The sequence below is a fragment of the Mucilaginibacter sp. UR6-1 genome (assembly GCF_020880975.1).
Lineage (GTDB): Bacteria > Bacteroidota > Bacteroidia > Sphingobacteriales > Sphingobacteriaceae > Mucilaginibacter.
Map to the genome: position 1 here is coordinate 522,935 of NZ_JAJIWP010000001.1, position 23,063 is coordinate 545,997.

Consider the following 23,063-nt stretch of genomic DNA (forward strand, 5'->3'; position numbering starts at 1 on the left):
ACGATATGTCTATAACAACAAAAAAGGTGGCCCTGGTTACCGGGGCAGCAACCGGGATCGGCCGCGCCATTGCCATCCGCCTGGCAAAAGACGGTATTGCAGTAGCCGTTAATTATATCGGCAGTCCCGAACAGGCTAACGGGGTGGTTGATCTAATCAATCAATCCGGCGGGACAGCTAAAGCTTTTTTAGCCGACGTCGGATCCGTCCCCGGGATCATAGGGCTTTATAACGAGGTGATCGGGGAATTCGGAGGCATTGATATTGTCGTCGCAAATGCAGGAATCGCCAAAATGGGTATACCTCTTGCAGAAGTTACCGAAGAAGACTTCGACCGGATCAACGCCGTCAATTACAAAGGAACCTATTTCGTTTTGCAGCAGGCGGCAAAGCATGTCAGGAACGGCGGGCGCATTATCCAGATCTCTTCATCCAGTTCACTTTATCCCGCTGCCGGCCTGGGTATTTACGCGCCGAGCAAAGCAGCCGGTAAAGTGCTTACCGAAATCCTTGCACAGGAACTGGGTCCGCGGCAGATTTCGGTGAACAGCGTTTTTCCTGGTCCGACGAAGACCCCTTTGATGGAAAAGGAAGCTTCAGCGGAGGAAATGTCAAGAATAGCGCAAAACATGAATCTGGGAAGAATGGGCGAGCCGGAGGACATTGCAGGTGTGGTTGCGTTCCTGGCAGGACCGGAAGGCGCATGGATAAATGGTCAGCAGATAATCGCCAACGGCGGCGGGCGCATCTGATGCGCAAAACGGAAATGTTAAATGAAATCAAAGTCTTATATGGAAATCGGCGTAGACAGTTTTGCAGGAAGTAACCAAAGCGCGCTGAAGGGGGCCGTGGTGCTGGAAGAACTCCTGGCGAGGATCGAGCTCGCAGACCAGGCCGGCCTGGCAACGTTCGGGATCGGAGAACACCGCCGGCGGGAATTCTTCGATGCCGCGCCTGCAGTGATCCTCGCGGCGGCGGCCCGGACGTGCTTGACCTGTTACACGAAGACGCGGAAATTTATTTCCCGAAGTTCGGATTCGTTTACGGCAGGGGATCGCTTTTCGAAATGGTAAAAGGTTCTGAAGGTACACTTGAATTATAAAACACGATTACGATAACCTGAATATGATGCCTTCCGGCGATTATGTGATCGTGGAAGGAACCTCTAAGGGAACACTCGCCGGCAAAACCCGGGAAGGTGGCAAAATGCCCGGCGGACGTTTATGCAATGTATTCAGGTTCAGGGACGACCTGATCGCAAGCGTTCATATCTATCTCGATCCGGATTATACCGGGGAGATGAAGCGCGTTTCCGCTGGTAAAAACCGGGCCTGGTAATCAGTATCTTCCCGCAAGCCGGACATTCAGATGACCATTTTTATTGATAAATGTCAATGTTTTTTCTTGCGCTACCTCATCGTCGCAGGGTCCGGGTTTGCCGCAACTTTGCTATATCAAAAGACAAATATCAATTCTTAAAAAAATGAGCAATAACAATCAAAACATCCCGGCAACTCAGTTATTACGTAAAAGTTTGGACACCTTTCTGGCTAAAGATATGAAAGGCTGGTCAGAGCTTTGTGCGGCGGATGTCGTTGCAGAATTTCCTTTTGCGCCGGAAGGTTCACAATCGAGGTTTGAAGGCCGTGAAGCACTGTATGCCTACCTGAAGGATTACCCGAGTTACATCGATGTAAAATCACTCCCGACCCTGAAAATATATGGCACTGATGATGAAAATGTTGCCATTGCGGAATGGAGCGCGTCCGGAGTTGTGATCGGCAGCGGTAACCCATACGAGATGAGCTATGCTACTTTCGTGACCTTCCGCGACGGGCAGATCGTTAATTACCGGGAATACTGGAACCCGCAGGCTTTCCAGAAAGCAATGGGCGGAGGTAGTTTCTAAGAAACTGAAGCACCGCAGAAAGAGCCGCTGACAGCGGTCAGCGGCTCTTTGTAGCAAAGATGAGCGTAGTGCTTTCCCTGAACCTGTATGAAAGCATCGGAGATAAGGCGATTGAAGTTGAGTTTGAACTGTAAATGGCTTAATAGCTTTAAATCAGAATTTTAGCTATAGTACGCGACCAACTCCTCAGGCCATTTTATAAAACCACGCCATAACAGGGACGCAGAAACCATCAAAATAATCAAGCATGAAAAAGCAAATCAATTTTTCCACGGAAGGCAGCCTGACCAGCGTCGGCCCGCTGACGATCAGCAGGGTGCTGCCTAACAGGTATGCAGAGAAAGTCGGCCCTTTTGTTTTCCTTGACTATGTTGCACCGGCCCTGAAGCCGCATATAGACAAAAGGGGAATGGGGGCGCACCCGCACCGGGGAATTGCGACCTTAACCTATATCCTGCAGGGCGAAGTAGAACATTTCGACAGCCGGGGCCATCGCGCCAAGATCCATTCAGGCGGGGCACAATGGATGAAAGCCGGTAACGGCATCGTACATGATGAAAATTTCAATTATGACAGAGAGATGGACAGTAGATATATCCAGGGTTTCCAGTTTTGGATAAACCTGCCGGCAAAAAACAAAGCGGAAGAACCGGCCCACGTGGCGGTACAGGCTGAGGAAGTACCCAGGAAAACCCTGCAGTCTGAGCGCGGCTGGATTAAAGTAGTGGTAGGGCAGTATGAGGGACTCAGCTCCAAAATCCCCGATTATGCTGAACAGTTCCTTTATCATATCCACCTGGAAGCGGGTAAATATTTTTCCCTCAGCCTGGCGGAAGGGATGGAAGTTGCCGCATTTTTAACGGAAGGAACTGTAAACCTGAACGGAGCTGATGCCAAAGCCGGGGAACTGGTGGTGTTTGACCGGCATGCGGGCGATATCGATATCAGCAACACCTCCGGTACGGCTATCGATCTGTTATTGTTCGGCGGGGAGGAATACAAAGAACCTGTGGTCGCCCGGGGACCTTTCGTGCTGAATTCAGCAAAGGAAATTGATCTGGCCTACCAGGATTATCATTCCGGTAAATACGGCAGTATTGAACAGGGGTCATATAATTATTAAAACCAAAAAAAATCAGCGCATGAAAATATTAGCATTTGCGGGCAGCAACAGCGCTGCTTCTATTAACAAAAAACTGGTCACTTACGTCGCGTCATTCTTTCGTGAACACACCATAGAGGTCCTTGATCTGAATGATTACGAGATGCCCTTATTCGGCGTCGATAAAATCGCAAAGACGGGCATTCCGCAGCAGGCGCTGGACTTCGCGGAAAAAATCGACGAAAGTCATCTGCTGCTGATTTCGCTTGCCGAGAATAACGGCGCATACACGACCGCATTTAAAAATATTTTTGACTGGATCTCGGTAATCCCGGAACGCAAAGCTTTCTGGGGTGATAAGCCGACTTTTGTCATGGCCACCTCGCCGGGGCCGAGGGGCGGGGCTTCCGTGCTGAACATCGCAAGCACCACACTGCCTTATTACGGTGCAAAAATTATCGATACCTTTTCACTTCCCGGTTTCCACGAGAATTTCGACAGCGAAAAAGGCATTACACACGCGGGGGCGGCAGCTGAACTTCAAAGTAAGATTGAAAAAATAAAAGCCGATTTCCTGGTATAGCGCACACTTAGGCATACCTTGGAAAAAGTCTATCTTTCATTATAGGACCGGCAGCGGATTGAGCTCTGGAGTTGCCATTAAGGTAGGCAAAGAGGGGCATTAGGCCCGGATGGTCAATGCATTCGGAACATTAACGAGACGTCTGGTCATGGACCTGTTTAAGGATCTCAGTGCTGGGGATGACTTTGATCGCTGCCGTCCGGTCTGATAGGCCAAATTTGGTAAAATCGCAAAATATTTTGAAGTGATGATCTATCAGAAGCCCGATCCTACGGGAAAGGCTTCTTCACGGCGATATCTCACTTAAGCTGCGCACGCGGCCATCTGATGTCTTCCTGCCGATCCTGATCTGTTCATTCTATGTTATTGCATACAGCCATCTGCCGGCAACTTCCCTGAATCAGCATTTTCCCTGGTCGTACTGATACGCAGCTGCGGCACGTGGACGGTCGTTTCGGTAAATGGCTCATTGCTTTATGCATGCTGCACCAGGCCACTTGGTTCTGCCGCCATCCAACCTGTTGCCTCAATACTGAACAATGTGCTGAATAGAATTATGAGGTTATTTCATTGCATAAGTTGATCAGTGCCGATCATACTTACGTATTGATGGGGTCAGCTCATCGATAGTGCGGCAAAGATCAAAGCCATGATAATTGTAATACTTAAAATCTTGAAAAATGTACTCTCAAGATGGCGATCCCGCTTGGCCAGCGCCTCTTGTGTATCTTTGCGGCGGCTCAGGACGGCTAAACCAACTGAGATTGCCAAGAGCGAACAGATCAGCCAACTGAACTCTCCGCTAGCGTCCTGAAAGATTCCCTTGATGGATTGAACGGACAAGGTCCGGAGCCGATCGCGCGCGGTTATTCCGGCGCTCCATGCGGCTATCCCGGTTATGATCAGGCCACACCGGGATAATTTATGCATGGGGGTACTTCTCCGTTTTAACAGATCTGCATCCGGTGTCTCCTCCACACCAGCTGGGTAATTTGTTGCAGCCGATAACGGCTCGGTAAGTAAACACATAGATAAGGTCATGCATAGGAACAGGCATAACCCGTTTTGAACGATCGTTCTGATCTCTACGTAAATCATTTTTTCAAGGCTTTGATCTATACCGGACTTCCAACAGAGTTTTCAAAAATGTCGTTGCCCGAATTTCGTATGAGGTGAGCTTTGCCGGTCCGAATCTTATTTCAACACCTTTCTGGTCACTTTTGTAAACAATTGAAACCTGCGGCTGATCGGCATTTACGGATGTCCTGAAGATCAAATCTTCACCTTTAGCAATGCTGCATTGATCGCGACAACAACCGTACTCACCGTCATTAATACAGCCCCTGCGGCAGGACTTAATACAATACCCTGATCATAAAGCACACCGGCAGCCAGCGGCAAGGCAACGACATTGTAGCCGGTTGCCCAGACCAGGTTCTGGATCATCTTCCGATAAGTTGCTTTTCCGAATAAAATTAAGGCAACGACATCTTTCGGATTGCTGTTGACCAAAACAATGCCCGCGGTTTCTGCGGCGATATCGCTGCCCGACCCGACGGCAATTCCGATATCCGCCTGTGCCAATGCCGGTGCATCGTTTACACCATCCCCGGTCATAGCTACGAATTCGCCTTTATTTTGCAAAGCTCTTATCTCTTTCAATTTTTGGTCAGGCAACACTTCGGCAATAAAACTGTCCATGCCCAAAGTTTTGCTTACACTTGCCGCTACTTTACGATTGGCTCCTGTAAGCAATATGGACTTGATCTTTTGCTGATTTAAAATACTGATCGCCGCTGCCGACTCAGGCCGTATTCTGTCAGACAAGGCAATATATCCGGCTATTTTTGCATCAATGATGACAAATACAACAGTTTCGGTATCATCAGCCTTAAAGCCCTCAGGAATGGTTAGGTTATTTTCCTTCAAATAGCCGGGGCTGACGACCATTATTTTTTTCCCTTCGACCGTTGCTTGCACACCTTTTGCTGTTATGGAAATAAAATTTTCAGTTGCCGGTATTTTGATAGCCAGGTCTTTTACTTTCTGGAGGATGCCTGTCGCGATCGGGTGTTCTGATTTTTGTTCCAGCGCGGATGCTAACCGAAGGATCTCATTTTCTTTTAGCTCTCTGTTGAGGGAAATTATTTTAGTAACCTCGAACTTTCCTACAGTTAATGTGCCCGTCTTATCAAACACAACCGTGGTTATCTTTCTTGAATTCTCAAATGCATTCCTGTTTTTGATCAGTAATCCATTCTTTGCCGACAGGGCTGTTGATTTGGCAACTACCAAAGGGACGGCCAGACCCAAAGCGTGAGGGCAGCAGATCACGATCACCGTAACCATTCTTTCCATAGCGAAGGCCAAGGTTTGCCCGGTCAGATACCAATATGAAAATGTGGCGATGCCACTGCACAAAGCAATAATGGTCAACCATCTGGCGGCTTTATCTGCCAGCAATTGTGTTTTTGATCTTGATCTTTGTGCATCATCGACCAGCTTCACCACCTGCGAGAGGTAGGAATCTTTCGCCGCGTGGGATACCTTAACTTGAAAAGAGCCGCTTCCATTAAGAGAACCGGCGATAACTTTGTCCCCTTTTATTTTCCTTACTGGTTTTGACTCTCCGGTAAGCATACTTTCGTTCAGATAACTTTCCCCTTCGAGTATCATCCCATCTGCAGCAACCTTTTCTCCCGGTTTGACCAGGATAATATCATCTTCTTTTAATGTGTCAGTTTTGACATCGTGGACCACATCGGCCATAACCAGGTGGGCCTCTGAGGGCATCAATAGTACCAGTAACTCCAGTTCTTTCGACGCCCCTGCAATAGATCTCATTTCAATCCAGTGCCCTAATAACATGATCCCGATCAGTGTTGTCAGTTCCCAAAAGAAATTCATACCCTTTAACCCCAATACGATGGCCACGCTGTAGATATAGGCAACCGTTATAGCGAAGCCGATCAGGAACATCATCCCCGGATTACGCGCTTTTATCTCGTTGCGCCATCCCGTTAAAAAAGGCCAGCCGCCGTAAAAAAACACTACCGTTGACAGTGCAAATAATAGATAGGAAGATCCGGCAAATTGCCAGTTTAAACCGATGATCTGCTGTATCATGGCCGATAGCAGCATGATCGGTAATGTTAGGGCCAGAACCACTAAGAACCGCTTCCTGAAGTCGGCGATCATCATCGCGTGATCATGCCCCGCCATCCCCATGGATGGATCGGGGTCATGATGCCTGGTGTTATGGTCTGTTTTTGAGTGAGCCGTTACCGGCGTTTCAATGTGATGTTGATGTTTCATTTTCACGTTCTCTAATTTATGTAAATTGCCCAACGGTCATTTTTTAAACCTTTCTTAAACAGTGCCACTTCAAAGCATGCTTTGAAGTGGCACATCATCATAAAAGCTGCATCATTAAATGATCCTGCAAGCTGCTTTTTTTCGAAAGGGTTGACACCTTCATTTCCCTGATCGATGCGCGTTCAATAGTTTATTCGGTCATTGTGAGCCCTATAAATGTCCATCAAACCTCATCTTATATTATCAATAGGTCAGGGTCAATCCGGCACCAAGCCCCATGTCGCTGTCATAATGAGATGATATCGAGAAGTATTTAGCCACGATATACCGAAGACCTGCTGCATACTCCTTATCGGTATTGACCATCACGGTAAACCGCAAACGCCGGGTAAGCGGCATATCCTCGCGGCCCAGCTGGAAACGCAGCTTACCATTACCATCGATACGCGCATCAGCAATAAACAGCATTGGCAGTGTATAGGCAATACCGGCAACGACGGTTTTCCGGTCCTCTTTATTACTGACCTGCCCGAACATGTTTTTAGCATCACTGCCAAAGATATTTTTCTCATCCGGGTTGAACTTCTTGTAGTGATAGTCAAAGCCGATATAGGGATAGAGCCACTGGTTCCGCCCGATATACCGGCCGATCATGGTTTCGCTTTCATAACCCATTTTCGCGTCCGTACCCAAATGCCACAGGGTGCTGGCTTTCCAGCGCGTGCTGCCCAGCATAATCAGCCCGTCGCTCCCGTTGCTTTCCAGGCCGATCTTGCCCATCAGGTGGGGCATCCGGTCATCGCGGTACAATTGACGCTGTGCCAGTTCAGGGTCCGGCACGTCAGGGTTCGGCGGGGAGTTTTCATAAGAAAATACCCTGCCCATCCCGCTCATCATGTGGTATAAGATATGGCAGTGAAAGAACCAGTCACCGCCCGGCTCGGTCGCCGCAAACTCGATGGTATCCCTTTCCATCGGCATGATGTCGATCACATTCTTCATCGGGGCGTTGTCGCCTTGTCCGTTGAGCACGCGGAAGTCGTGGCCATGCAGGTGCATCGGATGCCGCATCATGCTGTTATTGTACAGGATGATGCGCAGGTTTTCACCCTTTTTGATCAGGATCTTATCCGATTCGGAAACGGTTTTATTGTCCAGCGTCCAGACATAGCGGTTCATGTTCCCGGTCAGGTCAAATTTCAGTTCCCTGATCGGACCTTTGGGCAGGGTAGTCCGGTTCGGGTCACGGAGCATCGTGTAATTAAGGGTAACGATATCACTGCCACCGGGGGGCATGCTCATTCCGGCCATACCAGGATTGCCCGAACCCTGCATCCCCGGCATACTATTTTTTTTATCGCCTGCTTTTGGCTTTTCCTCACCGGTGATCTCCGGATACATCACCGTGTTCATGTCCATGACCTGGTTTTGCATGTTCATGCCCTCCATTTGAACCAGGTTGCCGTTCATGTCCATCATGTCGTTCATCATCTTCATGCCTGCGAAATATTTTAGTTTAGGCATTTTACCGGCCGGTACCGCAGGGCCGCTCCCCAGCCACAGGGATGCCGACCGGGTACGGTCTTCCGGTGTTACCAGGAATTCGTAGCGCTTGTTCTCCGGAATGGTCACTACCACATCGTAAGTTTCTGAAACGGCGATGATGAGGCGGTCGACCTCTACGGGTTCTACATCATTGCCGTCAGTGGCCACAACCGTCATTTTACCACCGGCATACTTCAGCCAGAAATAGGAAGATGCACCGCCGTTGGCGATCCTTAAACGCACTTTATCCCCGGCTTTGAACTGCGGCTGCTCAGCCTGGTTTTGGCCATTGATCAAAAAACTGTCATAGTAAACATCACTCACGTCCATGGCGTTCATGCGTTTCCATTCATTGACCACTTTCGTTTTAAAGTGCCCTGACCGGATAGCCTCCAGGTAACTTTGCGTCGACCCTTTCCTGAGGGCAAACCAGTCCGAGGCCGCATGAAGGCTGCGTTGTACCTCTTCCGGTTTCATATTTGTCCAGTCACTCAAAACCACGGGCAAGGTAGGTATGTCCCATTCCTGCCTTTTGTTGATAATAAATGACCCGTACATACCGATCTGCTCCTGCAGTCCTGAATGGCTGTGGTACCAATGCGTGCCGTGCTGCCTGATCGGGAACTTATACAGATGGGTCGCGCCCGGCTTGATCGGCATTTGCGTCATATTGGGTACACCATCATAGCGGTTAGGCAGGAAAAGTCCATGCCAGTGCAGGGAGCTTTCTTCTTTCAGGTTGTTGTGCACATAGATCTCTGCGGTATCGCCTTCAGTAAAGGTTAAGGTCGGCATAGGGATGCTCCCGTTCACCGCAATGGCGCGTTTGGGTTTTCCGCCAAAACTGACGACGGTATCCGCCAGGTAAAGGTCATAGCGGACGGTACGGGGCGGGGTATGGTTGGCCAGGGTTTTTACCGGCCCCAGTTTTGCCCTCGCATTTTGATAGGGATTATCCGCAGCGGGCTTGTCCGCCATCGTCATACCGCTCATATTGTCCGTTTTTGCTGCGGAATCTTTCGCCGGTATGCCGCTTCCCATTTTTGGGGAAATGCTTTTCGGTTTTTCGCTGACCAGTTTCATCCCGCACCGCGGACAGTTACCAGGCCCGGAGGCGTGAATATCCGGATGCATAGGGCACGTATAGGTAACAGGCGTTTGCTGTTGCGTCGCTGTCTTGTCGCCTTGGGCAAAAGCCGGCAGCCAGAGGCAGAGCATCAGGGCCATGATCATATGTTTTTTCATTTTTGTTGTTTTAATAAAAGGCGTTCCGCCGATCGTTTGACCCAGTTTTGCAACAGGGCTTTTTCCTTTACTGAAAGGATGGCGTTCCGGTGTATCAGCGTATAAGATGCTAAAGGCATCGTGCCTTCATCCAGGCTTTCCGCGATCGCCCTTAGTTTACTGTTTTGCTTCCTGGCGCTGTAAGTCGCGAAATCGTTGAAATTCAAGTTTTTTTTACCTTCCGCTACATGCCTGTCCAGCATCATCCGCACCGGCTGGATCATGGCATATGCGGGATAACGGGTATTATTGCTGTGGCAATCATAGCAGGCGGTCTTTAAGACCACCTGCACATTACCCGGTACATCCAGCACCCCATTGATATCATTTGCCGGTACTATCCTGCCTTCGTTGTGTGCGCGGGGCAGGAATTGGATCACGACAAGAATGACAGCCGCCATGGACAATATCATTTTAACTGCGCTGTTCATGGGATATATTTCAGTTCCTCTTTCACAGCGCCGCAGGTTGGCATCGCAGATCCCAGGTAGGGGTTTTTGATCGCTTTGGTTTCGCTCAACCAAAGCGCGCCTTTCTGATCGTTGTACATCGGGCAACGGTCGATATACAGGTTCCGCGTTGTGCCGAAAGCTTTGACCAGATCGATCATGTCCTTGCTCAGCATATCAAAATGCTCGCGCTGATGCGGTAGCTTCCCGGCGCTTTTACCGATGTGTTCAGCCATTTCCTCAGCATCACCGGCGATATCGTCGAAGTACCTTTTTTGGCTAGCTGATAAAGGTGACCGGTCAAATTTGGCGAATCCCTCCGCCAGTATGGTCCCGGCGGCCGCGGCTTCATTACTGTTGTCCGCTGCCAGCCCATCCTTTATTTTCAGGTAGTTAACGAGCAGTCCGCTGAGGGGTGTGGGTACTTTCCCATCAACACCGGGTTTGGCAGCTGTATGCTTTACATGGCTTGCCTTGTGGGCTGAGTCTTTTGCTGCGTTTGACTTTTTAGGGTGCTTACAGGCACCAAGGAAAAGTGAAGCTACTGCTAAAGCAGTAACATATACTAAGGTTTTCATGATAATGGATTGATAATGATATCCATCATGAGCGGGATGACCGCTCAAGATGGATGACTTCTGTTAAAAACTTATGCGTTATTTTTTCAGGGTTTCAGCAATCTTGCCGCAGGTCAGCATCTGATTTCCGAAATAGGGATTCCGGATCGCCGCGTCAGCGGAAAGCCAGTAAATCTTTTTCATCGGGCAGTAATCATAGTAAACCGTTTGCCCGGCCAGGTTAACCGCCTTGGCTAATTTGAAGAAATTGGCAGAAAAATTTGCGAAGTGTTCCCGTTGATGAGCGATGTCCTTGCTTTCTGATATATGCCTTGCGTCAAATGCTAATTTTTCGTGGATTGAATTAAAAGCATTTCTGTCAGCTTCAGATAGGGATTTTATATCCAGGTCATTGGCCGCTTTTAGAAAATTACCTGCTTTTAAGGCAGTGGCCGCCGCATCACCGTTGACCAGCGCATCTTTGATGCTATAATAAAAAGGTAACAGGGAGGCGGGTGTGGAAGATTTGGTTTCCTGTGCAAATAGAAGTTGCGTAAACATAGTTGCGATGAGCGCAACCAATAGAAATATCTTTTTCATGATTTGAATGAATTAATGTGACGGAAAAAATTAAACATGGCAAGCCCATGTAGTTCTAATTACCTGTCAATTCATCAAATCTGAAAACTCTGTATAGTAATGCGGATGGGGTGATTGGGGGGCCTTCGCCGTTTATTCAGCGCTACTGACCATCGTTGCCGTACATCCCAAACTGGGTTTAAAAAGAACAGATAAAATGCGGCGACGAAAAATAAAGGAGAAAGTAAGTCAAAGTGATGAGACAGCGGAGGAACCTTGGCTAAGGTGTTGAAACTGTTGACTAGTCCCTGGCAGCAGGAATCATCCTTAGCGGTGATGCCTGGTTGGCCGGGATGATGCTGCGCGCTGAGAGGGTGGACCCTCTTTTGCCCGTCGTGATGATGTACAGCAGCTTCAGCGACATTATGGTGATGGCCGGCTTCATGATGGCTGGCAGTTTCTTCCTGTCCGTGACCGGACATCAATAAAGCGCAGGCAAATCCGGTAGCCGAATTCAGCAGGAATATAAACAATAATAAAAGCGCTTTATTTCTCATCCTCAGGTACAAATCTAATCATTAAACAGATAAGTTGTTTACTGTCAGGTGATACTCTGCTTAACTTTTTTACCTTTTGGGGTGAAATTTTTGTCCCTTACCTGATTTTATGATGTTTCCCCTTTGTTTTCTGATCCCATAGTTTTGCTGAAAATCTATTTCGATCTGCGTGGTTCAGGCATGCCGTTTACCGGGAGGATGAATAAAAACGTTGATTCGCGCTCAATTTGAGGGTTTATCGGGCGCCTCGACTTTATTTTCCGGGTAGTTCAGCAGGATTTGGGTTTCTGACACTTCTCCGGTTTTTAAAGGCCTCACTGTTGAATAGATGGTATACAAGTGGATACCGGTAACCACTTGTATACCATAGGATTTCGGGCATCAGCAATCAGCTAAATCAGCCAAACCAGGTTACTGCCATTCATTCTGAAAACGTGGTAACAAGAGGGGAGGTCAGAAATCGGGTTGAAGTTACGTACTGGCTATACCTGATCTGCCCGGATTAATCAATCAACATCAATAGGAGCAATACTTTAAATATAACAGTCTTACTGACAGGCGGAAGCCGCTGTTCGGGCAGAAATTCCGCAATTCGACTGGCCAAAAGCGGGTTTGATGGGATCATCACCTATCAAACCAATAGGGCGGATGTCGGTAGGGTCGTAACCGAAATCGAATCCTCAGGCAGTAAACCTGCAGGCCTGCAACAGGATCTTCAAAAATCAGTTCCTTCGATGCACTGTGGCCGCCCTGGAAGAAAAACCGGAAAAGGATTTTGGAAGAACATCAATCGATGCGCTGATCAATAATGCCGGAGCAGGCTGTTATGCCGCCATCGCTGAAACTGCTCAAGAGGCTTTCCATGCGATCAACCATTCATTTAAAAGCGCCCGTCTCCCTTACCCAAAAACATTTGCCGCTGATGGACGAGGGCGGACGTATTATCAATACATCCTCCGGTTTGGCCTGTTTCAGCTTACCTGATCATGGCGCCGGTGCTGTATGGAAGCGGGATGGATGCGTTGACCCGTTACCAAGTGTTGAATGGATAGACTATCAATTTAACCCCGGAGGATCAAGTGGCCGCTGATGATGATAAGGTGGTAGTTACGGAACTGATGCTGCGCGTTTTGGCCTGATGAAATCGATCTTTCGTTGAAATAATTTGTCCCATCAGGCATAGTAAGCTGAGTGGCGTTGCAACAGGGCAATTATTGACCCCTGGCATCAGATTCTGCCGGTCTTGCTTAGGTCCGGCAAGGGGAATTTGCCGGTTTCCTGAATCCACCAGGGGCGTCAGATTTGATTTTTACCGGATGGCGCAGTAAAACGGCAGATTCGTAATCATCCACCGGGCGGCGACGTTAAATTATTCCTGGTCACCCACTGCGGATAGACGGACATAAAATATTGTTCCTTCCAGCTCCCGGCTTTCTAACCATATCTTTCCCTCGTGGCTTTCTATGATTTGCCGGGTGATGTACATGCCAAGTCCCGTGGAGCTTTCGCCATCGGTTCCGGTTCGCCTGAAAGCTGTAAATTTGTGGTAAATGCCGGATTGCTTTTCCGCTGGGATGCCTATACCGTTGTCTTTGAATATCACGAGCAGATGACCATCATCTTTTTGCAACGTGACAGTGACCTCACCTCCGGATGGCGTAAATTTGATCGCATTGGAAAGCAGGTTGCTAAAAGCACGTTTGATCTTGATCTGGTCTGCCTGAATGTAACTGGCTTCAGGTGGCAAATATTCCTTGAGCTTTATCTTTTTCTGCTGGACAGCCGTTTTGAAAGAGGCTATGCATTCCCGGATCAGTTCATTTAAATTCAAACGCCTCGCTTTTAACAGGTTTTGACTTTCCGCAACTAACATATCATTAATGATCTCGGTCGCATAACGGCAGGATTCCTGAGCAATCGTAATGAGTTCACTGTTCTCTTCATTTTTCCCGGCATGTTCTAATAAATAGGTAACGCTTAGTACGTTTGATATCGGGTTTTTGAGATCATGGGCAATGCTTTGGATGAGGTTTTGCTGTTCCTCTATAAAGTTGCACAAGTGGTCGATGATGTCCTGCTTGTTGATGACCCCTAAAAGCGTTTCTCCCTCATATACCATCAGGATATCCGAATGCGTGTCGCGCATAACAGATAGGGCATCGGATATCGTGTAATCAGGTGACAGTACCGGCTTTTCGGTCAGGCAGTCTACGATAAGGTTGTGCTGCTTTTTAAACAGATCATACGCCGTAATCACCCCTAGTATTTCGGAACCATCAACTGTCACCAGCGCACCTGCGTATCCCGAAACAATGGGCTTAACCTGTTTGACTCCCTGATAGGCATCCACCTTCGGATAGTTATTTTTGATCAGTGAGGAAATAGTCATTCGTTTTCTAATTCTATGTTGGTTATGGAGATCTTGACGTTGAAATCAACTTTGATTAACTCGCCTTCCGAGATAAAAGGAAAAACATTAGTCCTTAGGATTCCTATCACCTTCTCGGCGGACACTTTATGTAAAATTGCCTTTTGCACAAAAACCGCCTCGATTAAGTCATCTTCTACGTCGATCAATGTAAATCCATTGGGAATCAACAATTCAAAAGATTTACTCAGGCCGATCTTACCCTGGGGAGAGTTTTTGGCCAGGATCAGAATATCTTCAAACGGAGGTAATTTGATCTGCTCGAAATTAATGTTGATGGAATACTTCACGATTTAGGCGTACACGTTATTTTTTTTAATAGAGTTCGTCGGATATGTGTCCGAAATCAGTCATCTTACTTGTTGAGCATGGCATTGATAGCAAATTTCAATTCTTTGGTATCCCCGCCCTTGACTTTGAAAAGGTCGGCTCCGGAAAACAAAATTTCTGCAATGGTACGCTGGTCGTCCATGGAGGAATGTCCGAGAATTTTAGTTTCAGGCCACGCTGCTTTCAGCTGCTTCGCAGTTTCAAACCCGTTCATCACGGGCATTTCGATGTCCAGGATAATCAGATCCGGTACCATTTTGGCTTCTTTCATTCGTGTGATGCACTCCTGTCCGTCACCTGCCTCAAAAGCAAGTCTGTAATCACCACTTCGCAGTATCTTTCGCAAGATCCAACGGTAAACAATGTCGTCATCAACTATTGCGATCAGCGCATTTTTGGAATTTATCATGGCCTTGTTTTAAAGATTATGAATATAAGCTCGTGCGTGTCCGGTTATGTTACCGGAACCGGAACCAAGGATGGAATAGCGGCATACATAACCACCTGAATGTCTGCTCCGGTGTCCCGCAATCCCGTCTGTTTAGTCGACACGAACATCCGTGTCGCCTTCAGGTTACCTAAGTAGAAGCTTCATGGCATTGCCGGCATATTGCTTTCGCAGCGCATTTTCAGCACCGGTTGAAATAAATTCAATTTTGAACAAACGATTTCCAGCCATCCCCGGAAAACTGCCTTTTCTTTTGCCAAGGGTTAAAGTCCCGTTCCGGTCATCCCAATGAATCGGAATAACAGAATAGGCCCCTTTTTCATAATGGTATGATTCCCCGTCGTCCTCGTATAAATTGAAATCAGCGTCCGCACCGGGATATATGCGCAGGGTGATCACCGGGTTTTTTACCTGCTGGGTATATTGCTGATCCGGGCCAAACGGTATGATTGAACCCGCCTTGACAAATAGCGGAATCGTAGATACGTCCGCAGCCGCGTTGACACGGGTTTTGGAATTTAACCTGCGGCCTGTCCAGAAATCGAACCACCCGCCTGCGTTCTCCGGCAAATATACCTTACGAGTGGTAACAGACGGCTGCATCACGGGGGCGACCAGCAGCGAAGGCCCGAACATATACTGATCCTCTGCTTCGAGAGCCTGCTGATCTTCCGGGAAATCCATGACTAAGGGTCTCATCAACGTTCCGCCCTTAAAGCTTACCGCCGCGTTCTGTGTATAGATGTACGGGAGCAGGCGGTAGCGCAGCCGGAGATACTTCAAAGACTGCTGTACAACTTCGGGGCCATAGTTCCAGAATTCAGTATTGGTCTGATAGCCGTGCACACGCTGGAGCGGGCTGAAGGTGGCGAGCTGCATCCACCTGGCAAACCGTTCATGATATCTGGGATCGGTATACTGATCTGCCGGTCTGAAAAAGCCGCCCGCATCAAATGTCCACCAGGGCATCCCTGATGCCATATAATTCAGTCCGGCCGCTAATTGCCTGCGTAATGTTTCCCAATCATTGCCGACATCGCCGGACCAGACGGAGACCCCATAACGCTGAATCCCGCTGAATCCGCTTCTGGATAAAATTAGCACCCGTTTATCTGATGTCTCCGCGCGCGAACCCTCGTATACCGTCTTACTGACCAAAAGCGGAAATATATTCCTGACCCGTTCCCCGCTCACCGTTCCGTTATTTACTTTACGGTCCAGCAGATCGTCATTTTCAGGCTCTGTTGCGTCCTGCCACCAGGCATCGATGCCAAGCTTGTACATCCGTTCCCGGTAGTATTTCCAATATAGTGAAGCGGCCTCCGGATTGAAGAAGTCAACCCAGTCTGTTCCGGAAACATAAAAATTACGATCGGAAAAATCTTTGCCGATCTCTGACTTTTTATCAATTCGGGACCATACCGATACCATTAGCCTGGTATTCATGGCATGCAGGCTGTCAACCATTTTTTTTGGATCAGGATAATCGGTTTCATCAAACCGCATTGCATTCCATCCGTATTTTCCCCAATATTCCCAATCCTGGACGATGAGATCCATCGGTATATTTCTTTTCCGGAACTCCGAGGCCACACCAAGGATTTCCTGTTGAGAATGAAAACGTTCGCGGCAATGGATATAACCCAAGGCCCAAACGGGCATTAATGGCGCGTTGCCCGAAAGCCGCCTGAACTCACCGATAGCGGCATCAGCCTTGCCGGCAAAAAATACATAATCTACCGCTTCGGCCACCGGCGAACGGAACACCGTTTCATCTTGATATTTCCGGTAATATAACCTCGGCTTGTCACCTTCAGACGCTATGACCTTAAAGGTATGAACACCGGGGGACAGGGTTTGAAACCAGCTTGTAGTAGGGGGGAGCCAGTGGTTCTTGAAATCCACCGCTCTTTTGCCGTCAATTTCCACATAGTACCCTCCGGCCATCTTGACCCCCGAATCATACAAAAACGAATAGCGGTCACCATTCGTTATGGTGAGCGTACCGCTGTAGCTTTTGTCCCTGCGTGTTTCCTTATGTGATCCGTTGGTAGTCGTAACGTCGACAGTTTGCGCTTTTGATGGATTTGCTGAGGTTACGGGCTGCAGTGTAATTTCGGAATCGGCAGGATTGAAATCTGTCAGCCCGTAGTTATGCCAGAGTAAAGAGTATCCTTTGCTGGATGTGATAAACGGGATGGAGATTTGCGTGTTTACCTGTGTTTGTCTCCTTGGCAAATTCTTGATATTCAATATGCCGTCCTGGAACTGCCCCATCCCGTACAGGTATTCATCCTTAGGTGAAATGAATTTTTGTTCAGCGATCATACAGTCCTCACCCTGTACCTTTCCGGCAGTATATTTCCGAGCCCCGGGCATTTCCCGCAGCATAATCTTTCCCTTTAAGTCGGTGAAGGTGATTGCGCCGTCCTTTCGGCTGACGTTGATAACCAGTTTCGATGTTTTGATCGTCAGCGCACCGGAAGATGACGTTAAGGAATAAGCGACTTTTACTGCTTTTGCAGGAAATATCATGCTTGCCGGCGTCATCGCTGAATTTTTGGTAAAGCGGATTCTCACTGCAGAAGGCGACATGGGTGCAACAACCAGATAACCGCCATTTACGGCGATAGTGACTTGATGGGTTCCTTTTGACCAGGACCGGATTTGCTGCGCGCTGCCTAAGGAGCTGGTAAGGGCCAGGAACAGGATAGAAAACATATAACTACGTAACATCTGATGGTATTTAATTTTGAATGGTGAATCTGTTGTCAATAACCGCTTCCGGATCATTTTCAGGCCGGATGGATTCTCCGGTACGTGTTTTTATTCCCCTTTATTTCAGTTTGTTCAAAACCGGAACATTGGCTGATAAGCGATATATTTTCCCTTTAACAGTCGGGAAGGTGGTGATATAATAGCTGCTCTCCCTGACCGATTTTACCCCGAAAAGGGATACCGGTGAACCCGTGCGCACCCTGCAGCGTGCCCCGGTCAGCGATCTGATGCTGGCCGCCTGCAAATGCCCGCTTTTCCACCGCAGACTGACCTCAAAGCCGCCGCGCCCTTTCAATCCGGTGATCTCACCATCCGGCCAGGCATCGGGTAATGCAGGCAGCAGGTGAACTTCACCGTCGCTGCTTTGTAAAAGCATTTCCGCTATTCCGGCCGTCGCACCGAAATTGCCGTCAATCTGAAAAGGCGGGTGTCCGCAAAATAAGTTCGGATAGGTGCCACCGCCATCCGACATATTGACACGGTAATTCGTGGTTGGATTCAGCAGGCGTTGCAGCAGCGAATAGGCGCGGTTCCCGTCTTCCAGCCGTGACCAGAAACTTATTTTCCAGGCCAGTGACCAGCCTGTGCCCGCATCCGTACGCGCCTCCAGCGTCTTTCGCGCCGCTAAAGCCAGATCAGGCGTATTTTGAGGACTGATCTGTGTCCCCGGATACAAGGCAAAAAGATGGGAAACATGACGGTGCGCAGGTTCTGTCTCTTTGAAATCTTCAGGCCATTCCATTAATCTGCCGTCAGGCGCAATTTTGGGCCTGGCAAGTTCAGACAAGGCTTGTTTAATCCGTTTCTGTAAATCGGAGTTGTCGTTCAGTAACCTGCCGGCCTGTATAACTGCTGTAAACAGCCCGCTGATAATTTCCTGGTCGTGTGAAGGTCCCATCGTCACCGAGGCTACTGAACCATCCGGTGCATGGAATGAGTTTTCGGGGGAAGTAGATGGCCCGGACACCAGCTCACCTGTTGCAGGATTTTTAACCAGCCAGGAGAGATAAAATTCGGCCGAACCCAGCAAAATAGGGTAGATACGTTTCAAATAGGCCGGGTCTTTGGTAAAGGTATAATGGTCCCAAAGCTGCTGCGCTATCCAGCCGCCACCGGCCGTGTACATTCCCCAGCTGGTTCCCTCACCGGGCGACGTAAAACCCCAGACGTTTGTAATGGTCTGACTGCACCAGCCATTTGCACCGTATTGAATGCGTGCTGTTTGTTTCCCCGGTTTCACGAGCGATTCCACCAGATCCGTAAAAGGACTGAAGCAATCGGAAAGATTTGCCACATCAGCCGACCAGTAGTTCATTTGCAGGTTGATATTGGTATGGTAGTCGCAATTCCAGGGGTTCTTAATTTTATTGCTCCACATTCCCTGAAGATTGGCAGGCAGGGTGCCATTCCGCGAGGATGCGATCAGCAGGTACCTGCCGAACTGGAAGTAAGTCTGCTGCAGTCTCAGGTCGTTCCTGTTTTCCAGACGCACATCGGTAGGGATGGTATCCCTTCCTCCAATGGCGAGATTAAACTGAACACGCCCGAAAAGCGCTTGGTAATCCTGCGTGTGCCTTTGATAAAGCTTGTCGTATCCCTTTGCCGCAGCGCTTTGCAGCTGGCTTAACGAGGTTAACAAAGGATTCCCCTTTTTGTAGACCGGATAATCCAGGGCATAATCTGTGGCAGCGGTGAGGATGAGTGTTACGGCATCCCCATGCTGCACCATGATCGCATTGTCAGTTAAGCTGATCTTCCCGCTTCCGGCAACAGCTTTCAGCCGTGCGGCATAAGCCATTCCGATGCCACCCTTACCGTCATCGAGCGTGCCGCTCATGAGCAGGTGGCCGTTTGCTGCCCGGGTGTTGAAGCGTTCAGGGCGGGTCATGCTTACTTTGAAATTTATGGCTGAATGCCTGTCAGCGGTAAAACGGATTACAATCGCGCGGTCGGGGTAACTGGCAAAGATCTCCCGCTTAAAACGTATGCCCGCCTGTAAATAGGAAATGATCACCTTGCCGTTATCTAAATCGAGTTCCTTCCGGTAATCGGTGTACGGCGCATCAGTCTGAAAGTCAAACAGGAGATCACCAAGTGTTTGATAACTGCCATATTGTTTGCCTGATGATCCCGGACCCTTACAAACCTGCGTTTTTTCGGTCAGCGCGCTCGCCTCCCTATATTTCCCCTGGAACAATAATTCACGAATTTTTTCGAGGGATAAGGCTGCAGCCGGATTATTGCTGTCCTGGTAGCTGCCCGACCAAAGTGATTTTTCGTTGAGCTGAATACGTTCCCTGTTCACGTCGCCATATATCATTGCTCCCAGATAACCGTTGCCGACGGGCAGTGCTTTCAGCCATTCCGGGTCGCTCTCAAAAACATTGTCAACATCCCGCGTTCCGGAATTGGCAGGCTTATCATACCAGAGCTTAAGCTGGGGAAATTTTTTTTCAGCGGTTTGTGCGCTGCAACAGGGTCCGGTCAGGAACAGGAGCAGCACTGGCAGCATGAGGTATTTCTGGAAGGCTTTATTCATCGTTTGCGTATCTCTTTATCAGGGAGACACACGATTCACAGGATTTTACTCACTTGGCGAAGTTATTTATGGTAAACGGTCAAAATTTGTCGATAACATTTCTTAATGTCTCAAATTTACATCATTTGATGTCACACTTACTTTAGCGTAACATAACCAGTATGCTGCCCTGATCGCGTTAGCACGTAGTTTAGGCGGCAGGCGTCTCATCTCCAAACGCTCATCTTTAAAGCGTTCGATGGGTAAGCCGTTCATCCCGTAAACCTGACCAGCAAAGCATCTGATCTTTTGCACGGAGTATTTTGCAGTGATCATCAGGCTGGAAACATGGTGCAGCAGCCGGAAGTAAGATTCGGTGTAAGCCATCTGGGCATGGAATCCATGATCAATAATATCATAAAGTGGCTGTTGCAGTTTAACAAAGGCGGGCGGCTTTGAACTTAGGTGCCAGCAGCGCTTGTTTTTCGATCATTTCAGCGGTGTATTTGATCTCGACCAGCAGCGGTTTGCGTTTGATTTCCGACAGGTAGTAACCGCTGCATCGGGCGTATATGTTGCAGGCTTATTTCCGTTAAGGTCATGGATGGTAACCGGCTGCGCCGTGTAAGATTCGTCGCTGGTATCATATTCCAGCAGGGTCAGGTAATTGCGTTCGAGCGCAGACTCGAAGTGCTGGCTCTTGTTATTTTTCAGGCTCGACCGCTTTCCGTTAATGGAACGGTTGCTCTGCCTGATCTTTCAGACAGGTGTAAAGACATGTAGTAACAGGTAGAAATGGTGCCGCGAAGTTGTTAAGCCGCGACCGATTCCCATACCGATATTTTTAACATCGTGTTAACAAATATGCCCCTATAAGGGAGTAAAGGTTCATTTTGCATTAATAAGCTTTGCGGAGTCTATCGGCCAATTCATCGGGCAAGTCGCTGTTTTCTATCGCCTCGGCAGCTTTTTCGATATCGTATTCGAAGCGAATAAACTCGGGCTGTATTTCGCCGCTGTCTCCAATATTAATGACGACATAGCAACCCTGCGGATTGCCATCCTTAGGTTTGCCGACCGAGCCAATATTTATTACATGCTTAGTGCCGATAACACGGTGATATGGCAAATGCGAGTGGCCGACACAAAGCACATCGGCTTTGGCTTCTGCCATCATTTCCGACATATAGTTTTCGTCGGTATCTTCCAGCACATATTCGTTGATGCTACGGGTGCTGCCGTGCGCCAGTACAATATTTAAGTGGTCATGGTTAAGCTGGTATTCCAGTTTAATATGTGCCGGTAAGGTGTTCAGATAGGCCCGATTATCAGTAGTTACCAGTTCATAGGCATAGCCCTTGGTTTTTTGATCATGGTTGCCGGCCAGTGTACCTATACCACGTTTGCGTATTTCAGCGATGACCTCATTGGGCCAGATATTATAACCGATCATATCGCCTAAGCAATAAACGGCATCTATCTTGCGGCTGTCCAAGTCAGCTAAGAATGCTTCGAATGCCGGTAAGTTGGCATGTATATCAGAAAAAAGTGCGATCTTCATTATTCCACGGCGGTTAAAGATTTAGCGGTATAATATTTCTTACGGAAGTAAAAGGCCAGGTTTACCAAAGCGATCAAGGCGGGCACTTCCACCAGCGGGCCGATCACCCCGGCAAAAGCTTCACCGGAGTTGATACCGAAAACACCGATGGCGACCGCGATGGCCAGTTCAAAGTTATTGCCGCTTGCTGTAAAGGCAATGGAAGTTGACCTCGAATAATCGGCACCAAAGGATTTGCCGACAAAGAAGCTGAGCACAAACATGATGGTAAAGTAGATCACCAGCGGGATCGCGATACGCAGCACATCGAAAGGTATCTGCACGATCAGGTTGCCTTTTAGACTGAACATCACCACTATGGTAAAGAGTAAAGCGATCAAAGTGATCGGTGAGATGAACGGCACATATTTAGTCTGGAACCATTCTTCACCCTTTAATTTTATTAAAGCATAACGGCTGACGACACCGGCAGCGAATGGAATACCCAGGTAGATACCTACGCTTTTGGCGATCTCGCCAATGGTGATATTTACCGCCAAACCCTTCATTCCGAATAAGGGCGGGAGTACGGTAATGAACAGGTAAGCGTAAACGCTGTAAAGTAACACCTGGAAGATACTGTTTAGGGCAATTAATCCTGCTGCATATTCGCGGTTGCCTTCCGCCAGTTCATTCCAAACCACCACCATAGCGATACAACGTGCCAGCCCGATCAGGATCAAACCAACCATGTAAGCGGGATGGTCGCGCAGAAAGATTATAGCCAAAATGAACATCAGCACCGGCCCCATGATCCAATTCAGGATAAGCGAAGCGCTCAATACTTTGGTATCTTTAAATACCTCGCCCATATTCTCGTATTTTACTTTGGCCAGCGGCGGGTACATCATCAAGATCAAGCCGATAGCCATTGGAATATTGGTCGTACCGCTGGAAAAGGAATTGATAAAGGCAGCCGATGATGGTATAAAGTACCCGGTTCCCACACCAATAGCCATCGCCAGGAATATCCAAAGCGTAAGGTAACGGTCTATAAATCCTAATCTTCTTCTATTTGCTGCCGGGGCACAGTCATTTGCGCTCATGTGTCTAATTTCTTTTTTGGTTTTGAACTGTATAC

At 48.4% G+C, this 23,063-nt stretch carries 23 protein-coding genes; 8 read left to right on the forward strand and 15 right to left on the reverse strand.

The features are described 5' to 3' along the window. Nucleotides 1-5: 5 nt before the first annotated feature. The 6 genes from LJ707_RS02390 (at nucleotide 6) to LJ707_RS02415 (ending at nucleotide 3,594) form a co-directional block, all read left to right on the forward strand. Nucleotides 6-752 (forward strand): SDR family oxidoreductase, encoded by a 747-nt coding sequence (locus LJ707_RS02390; RefSeq protein ID WP_228949132.1) that lies wholly within the window; start codon nucleotides 6-8, stop codon nucleotides 750-752. A 21-nt stretch (nucleotides 753-773) separates the two neighbouring features. Then, nucleotides 774-1,073 (forward strand): hypothetical protein, encoded by a 300-nt coding sequence (locus tag LJ707_RS02395; protein WP_228949133.1) that lies wholly within the window; start codon nucleotides 774-776, stop codon nucleotides 1,071-1,073. 79 nt (nucleotides 1,074-1,152) lie between these two features. Continuing rightward, a complete protein-coding gene (locus LJ707_RS02400) occupies nucleotides 1,153-1,338 on the forward strand; it encodes a hypothetical protein (RefSeq protein ID WP_228949134.1) in 186 nt (61 codons plus the stop codon). Nucleotides 1,339-1,483: 145 nt separating this feature from the next. Beyond that, nucleotides 1,484-1,909 (forward strand): nuclear transport factor 2 family protein, encoded by a 426-nt coding sequence (locus LJ707_RS02405; RefSeq protein ID WP_228949135.1) that lies wholly within the window; start codon nucleotides 1,484-1,486, stop codon nucleotides 1,907-1,909. Between the two features lie 247 nt (nucleotides 1,910-2,156). Continuing rightward, nucleotides 2,157-3,032, forward strand: coding sequence for a pirin family protein (locus LJ707_RS02410; protein WP_228949136.1), 876 nt, complete (start codon nucleotides 2,157-2,159; stop codon nucleotides 3,030-3,032). 19 nt (nucleotides 3,033-3,051) lie between these two features. Beyond that, the gene (locus LJ707_RS02415) at nucleotides 3,052-3,594 is read left to right on the forward strand and encodes an NADPH-dependent FMN reductase (RefSeq protein ID WP_228949137.1); all 543 of its coding nucleotides are present in this window, start codon (nucleotides 3,052-3,054) and stop codon (nucleotides 3,592-3,594) included. 615 nt (nucleotides 3,595-4,209) lie between these two features. Here LJ707_RS02415 and LJ707_RS02420 read toward each other — a convergent pair. From LJ707_RS02420 to LJ707_RS02450, 7 genes are all read right to left on the reverse strand, one after another. Further along, nucleotides 4,210-4,524, reverse strand: coding sequence for a hypothetical protein (locus LJ707_RS02420; RefSeq protein ID WP_228949138.1), 315 nt, complete (start codon nucleotides 4,522-4,524; stop codon nucleotides 4,210-4,212). Nucleotides 4,525-4,866: 342 nt separating this feature from the next. Continuing rightward, entirely contained in the window at nucleotides 4,867-6,909 is a 2,043-nt protein-coding gene (locus LJ707_RS02425; RefSeq protein WP_228949139.1) for a copper-translocating P-type ATPase, read from the reverse strand. A gap of 243 nt (nucleotides 6,910-7,152) precedes the next feature. After that, entirely contained in the window at nucleotides 7,153-9,699 is a 2,547-nt protein-coding gene (locus LJ707_RS02430) for a multicopper oxidase domain-containing protein (RefSeq protein ID WP_228949140.1), read from the reverse strand. Next, nucleotides 9,696-10,169 carry a heme-binding domain-containing protein gene (locus tag LJ707_RS02435; protein ID WP_228949141.1) on the reverse strand — a complete coding sequence of 158 codons (474 nt, stop codon included), beginning with the start codon at nucleotides 10,167-10,169 and terminating at the stop codon, nucleotides 9,696-9,698. Before LJ707_RS02435 ends, LJ707_RS02430 begins: the two co-directional genes overlap by 4 nt. Beyond that, a complete protein-coding gene (locus LJ707_RS02440) occupies nucleotides 10,166-10,765 on the reverse strand; it encodes a DUF3347 domain-containing protein (RefSeq protein WP_228949142.1) in 600 nt (199 codons plus the stop codon). The genes LJ707_RS02435 and LJ707_RS02440 overlap by 4 nt, the downstream gene beginning before the upstream one ends. Nucleotides 10,766-10,843: 78 nt before the next feature. Beyond that, nucleotides 10,844-11,344 (reverse strand): DUF3347 domain-containing protein, encoded by a 501-nt coding sequence (locus LJ707_RS02445; protein ID WP_228949143.1) that lies wholly within the window; start codon nucleotides 11,342-11,344, stop codon nucleotides 10,844-10,846. A gap of 74 nt (nucleotides 11,345-11,418) precedes the next feature. Then, nucleotides 11,419-11,880, reverse strand: a complete 462-nt coding sequence (locus LJ707_RS02450; protein WP_228949144.1) for a hypothetical protein — start codon at nucleotides 11,878-11,880, stop codon at nucleotides 11,419-11,421. Between the two features lie 808 nt (nucleotides 11,881-12,688). Between LJ707_RS02450 and LJ707_RS02455 the strand changes: the two genes are divergently transcribed. Beyond that, on the forward strand, nucleotides 12,689-12,970 hold the full coding sequence (locus tag LJ707_RS02455; protein WP_228949145.1) for a hypothetical protein: 282 nt from the start codon (nucleotides 12,689-12,691) through the stop codon (nucleotides 12,968-12,970). A 279-nt stretch (nucleotides 12,971-13,249) separates the two neighbouring features. Here LJ707_RS02455 and LJ707_RS02460 read toward each other — a convergent pair whose 3' ends face one another. The 6 genes from LJ707_RS02460 to LJ707_RS02485 form a co-directional block, all read right to left on the reverse strand. Continuing rightward, nucleotides 13,250-14,269: a HAMP domain-containing sensor histidine kinase gene (locus tag LJ707_RS02460; RefSeq protein ID WP_228949146.1), complete on the reverse strand. Its 1,020-nt coding sequence runs from the start codon at nucleotides 14,267-14,269 to the stop codon at nucleotides 13,250-13,252. Further along, nucleotides 14,266-14,598, reverse strand: a complete 333-nt coding sequence (locus tag LJ707_RS02465) for a hypothetical protein (protein ID WP_228949147.1) — start codon at nucleotides 14,596-14,598, stop codon at nucleotides 14,266-14,268. The genes LJ707_RS02460 and LJ707_RS02465 overlap by 4 nt, the downstream gene beginning before the upstream one ends. A gap of 65 nt (nucleotides 14,599-14,663) precedes the next feature. Continuing rightward, nucleotides 14,664-15,047 carry a PleD family two-component system response regulator gene (locus tag LJ707_RS02470; protein WP_228949148.1) on the reverse strand — a complete coding sequence of 128 codons (384 nt, stop codon included), beginning with the start codon at nucleotides 15,045-15,047 and terminating at the stop codon, nucleotides 14,664-14,666. A 165-nt stretch (nucleotides 15,048-15,212) separates the two neighbouring features. Beyond that, entirely contained in the window at nucleotides 15,213-17,807 is a 2,595-nt protein-coding gene (locus LJ707_RS02475; RefSeq protein WP_228949149.1) for a glycoside hydrolase family 31 protein, read from the reverse strand. Between the two features lie 115 nt (nucleotides 17,808-17,922). Then, entirely contained in the window at nucleotides 17,923-20,403 is a 2,481-nt protein-coding gene (locus LJ707_RS02480; protein WP_228949150.1) for a glycoside hydrolase N-terminal domain-containing protein, read from the reverse strand. Between the two features lie 102 nt (nucleotides 20,404-20,505). Beyond that, the gene (locus tag LJ707_RS02485; RefSeq protein WP_228949151.1) at nucleotides 20,506-20,769 is read right to left on the reverse strand and encodes a hypothetical protein; all 264 of its coding nucleotides are present in this window, start codon (nucleotides 20,767-20,769) and stop codon (nucleotides 20,506-20,508) included. A 91-nt stretch (nucleotides 20,770-20,860) separates the two neighbouring features. Here LJ707_RS02485 and LJ707_RS02490 point away from each other — a divergent pair, with 91 nt between their 5' ends. Beyond that, complete coding sequence (locus tag LJ707_RS02490; protein ID WP_228949152.1) at nucleotides 20,861-21,010, forward strand: hypothetical protein; 150 nt, start codon at nucleotides 20,861-20,863, stop codon at nucleotides 21,008-21,010. 270 nt (nucleotides 21,011-21,280) lie between these two features. Here LJ707_RS02490 and LJ707_RS02495 read toward each other — a convergent pair whose 3' ends face one another. Together LJ707_RS02495 and arsB are read right to left on the reverse strand one after the other, a co-directional pair. Continuing rightward, nucleotides 21,281-21,943, reverse strand: coding sequence for a metallophosphoesterase (locus tag LJ707_RS02495; RefSeq protein ID WP_228949153.1), 663 nt, complete (start codon nucleotides 21,941-21,943; stop codon nucleotides 21,281-21,283). Beyond that, on the reverse strand, nucleotides 21,943-23,028 hold the full coding sequence (arsB, locus tag LJ707_RS02500; RefSeq protein WP_228949154.1) for an ACR3 family arsenite efflux transporter: 1,086 nt from the start codon (nucleotides 23,026-23,028) through the stop codon (nucleotides 21,943-21,945). The genes LJ707_RS02495 and arsB overlap by 1 nt, the downstream gene beginning before the upstream one ends. Between the last annotated feature and the right edge of the window lie 35 nt (nucleotides 23,029-23,063).

What these genes read in the sequence shown, in the direction of transcription:
- LJ707_RS02390 (WP_228949132.1), top strand. Translation starts at nt 6, where the DNA reads ATGTCTATAACAACAAAAAAGGTGGCCCTGGTTACCGGGGCAGCAACC.
- LJ707_RS02395 (WP_228949133.1), top strand. Translation starts at nt 774, where the DNA reads ATGAAATCAAAGTCTTATATGGAAATCGGCGTAGACAGTTTTGCAGGA.
- LJ707_RS02405 (WP_228949135.1), top strand. Translation starts at nt 1,484, where the DNA reads ATGAGCAATAACAATCAAAACATCCCGGCAACTCAGTTATTACGTAAA.
- LJ707_RS02410 (WP_228949136.1), top strand. Translation starts at nt 2,157, where the DNA reads ATGAAAAAGCAAATCAATTTTTCCACGGAAGGCAGCCTGACCAGCGTC.
- LJ707_RS02415 (WP_228949137.1), top strand. Translation starts at nt 3,052, where the DNA reads ATGAAAATATTAGCATTTGCGGGCAGCAACAGCGCTGCTTCTATTAAC.
- LJ707_RS02420 (WP_228949138.1), bottom strand. Translation starts at nt 4,524, where the DNA reads ATGCATAAATTATCCCGGTGTGGCCTGATCATAACCGGGATAGCCGCA.
- LJ707_RS02425 (WP_228949139.1), bottom strand. Translation starts at nt 6,909, where the DNA reads ATGAAACATCAACATCACATTGAAACGCCGGTAACGGCTCACTCAAAA.
- LJ707_RS02430 (WP_228949140.1), bottom strand. Translation starts at nt 9,699, where the DNA reads ATGAAAAAACATATGATCATGGCCCTGATGCTCTGCCTCTGGCTGCCG.
- LJ707_RS02435 (WP_228949141.1), bottom strand. Translation starts at nt 10,169, where the DNA reads ATGAACAGCGCAGTTAAAATGATATTGTCCATGGCGGCTGTCATTCTT.
- LJ707_RS02440 (WP_228949142.1), bottom strand. Translation starts at nt 10,765, where the DNA reads ATGAAAACCTTAGTATATGTTACTGCTTTAGCAGTAGCTTCACTTTTC.
- LJ707_RS02445 (WP_228949143.1), bottom strand. Translation starts at nt 11,344, where the DNA reads ATGAAAAAGATATTTCTATTGGTTGCGCTCATCGCAACTATGTTTACG.
- LJ707_RS02450 (WP_228949144.1), bottom strand. Translation starts at nt 11,880, where the DNA reads ATGAGAAATAAAGCGCTTTTATTATTGTTTATATTCCTGCTGAATTCG.
- LJ707_RS02455 (WP_228949145.1), top strand. Translation starts at nt 12,689, where the DNA reads ATGCCGGAGCAGGCTGTTATGCCGCCATCGCTGAAACTGCTCAAGAGG.
- LJ707_RS02460 (WP_228949146.1), bottom strand. Translation starts at nt 14,269, where the DNA reads ATGACTATTTCCTCACTGATCAAAAATAACTATCCGAAGGTGGATGCC.
- LJ707_RS02470 (WP_228949148.1), bottom strand. Translation starts at nt 15,047, where the DNA reads ATGATAAATTCCAAAAATGCGCTGATCGCAATAGTTGATGACGACATT.
- LJ707_RS02475 (WP_228949149.1), bottom strand. Translation starts at nt 17,807, where the DNA reads ATGTTTTCTATCCTGTTCCTGGCCCTTACCAGCTCCTTAGGCAGCGCG.
- LJ707_RS02480 (WP_228949150.1), bottom strand. Translation starts at nt 20,403, where the DNA reads ATGAATAAAGCCTTCCAGAAATACCTCATGCTGCCAGTGCTGCTCCTG.
- LJ707_RS02485 (WP_228949151.1), bottom strand. Translation starts at nt 20,769, where the DNA reads ATGGCTTACACCGAATCTTACTTCCGGCTGCTGCACCATGTTTCCAGC.
- LJ707_RS02495 (WP_228949153.1), bottom strand. Translation starts at nt 21,943, where the DNA reads ATGAAGATCGCACTTTTTTCTGATATACATGCCAACTTACCGGCATTC.
- arsB (WP_228949154.1), bottom strand. Translation starts at nt 23,028, where the DNA reads ATGAGCGCAAATGACTGTGCCCCGGCAGCAAATAGAAGAAGATTAGGA.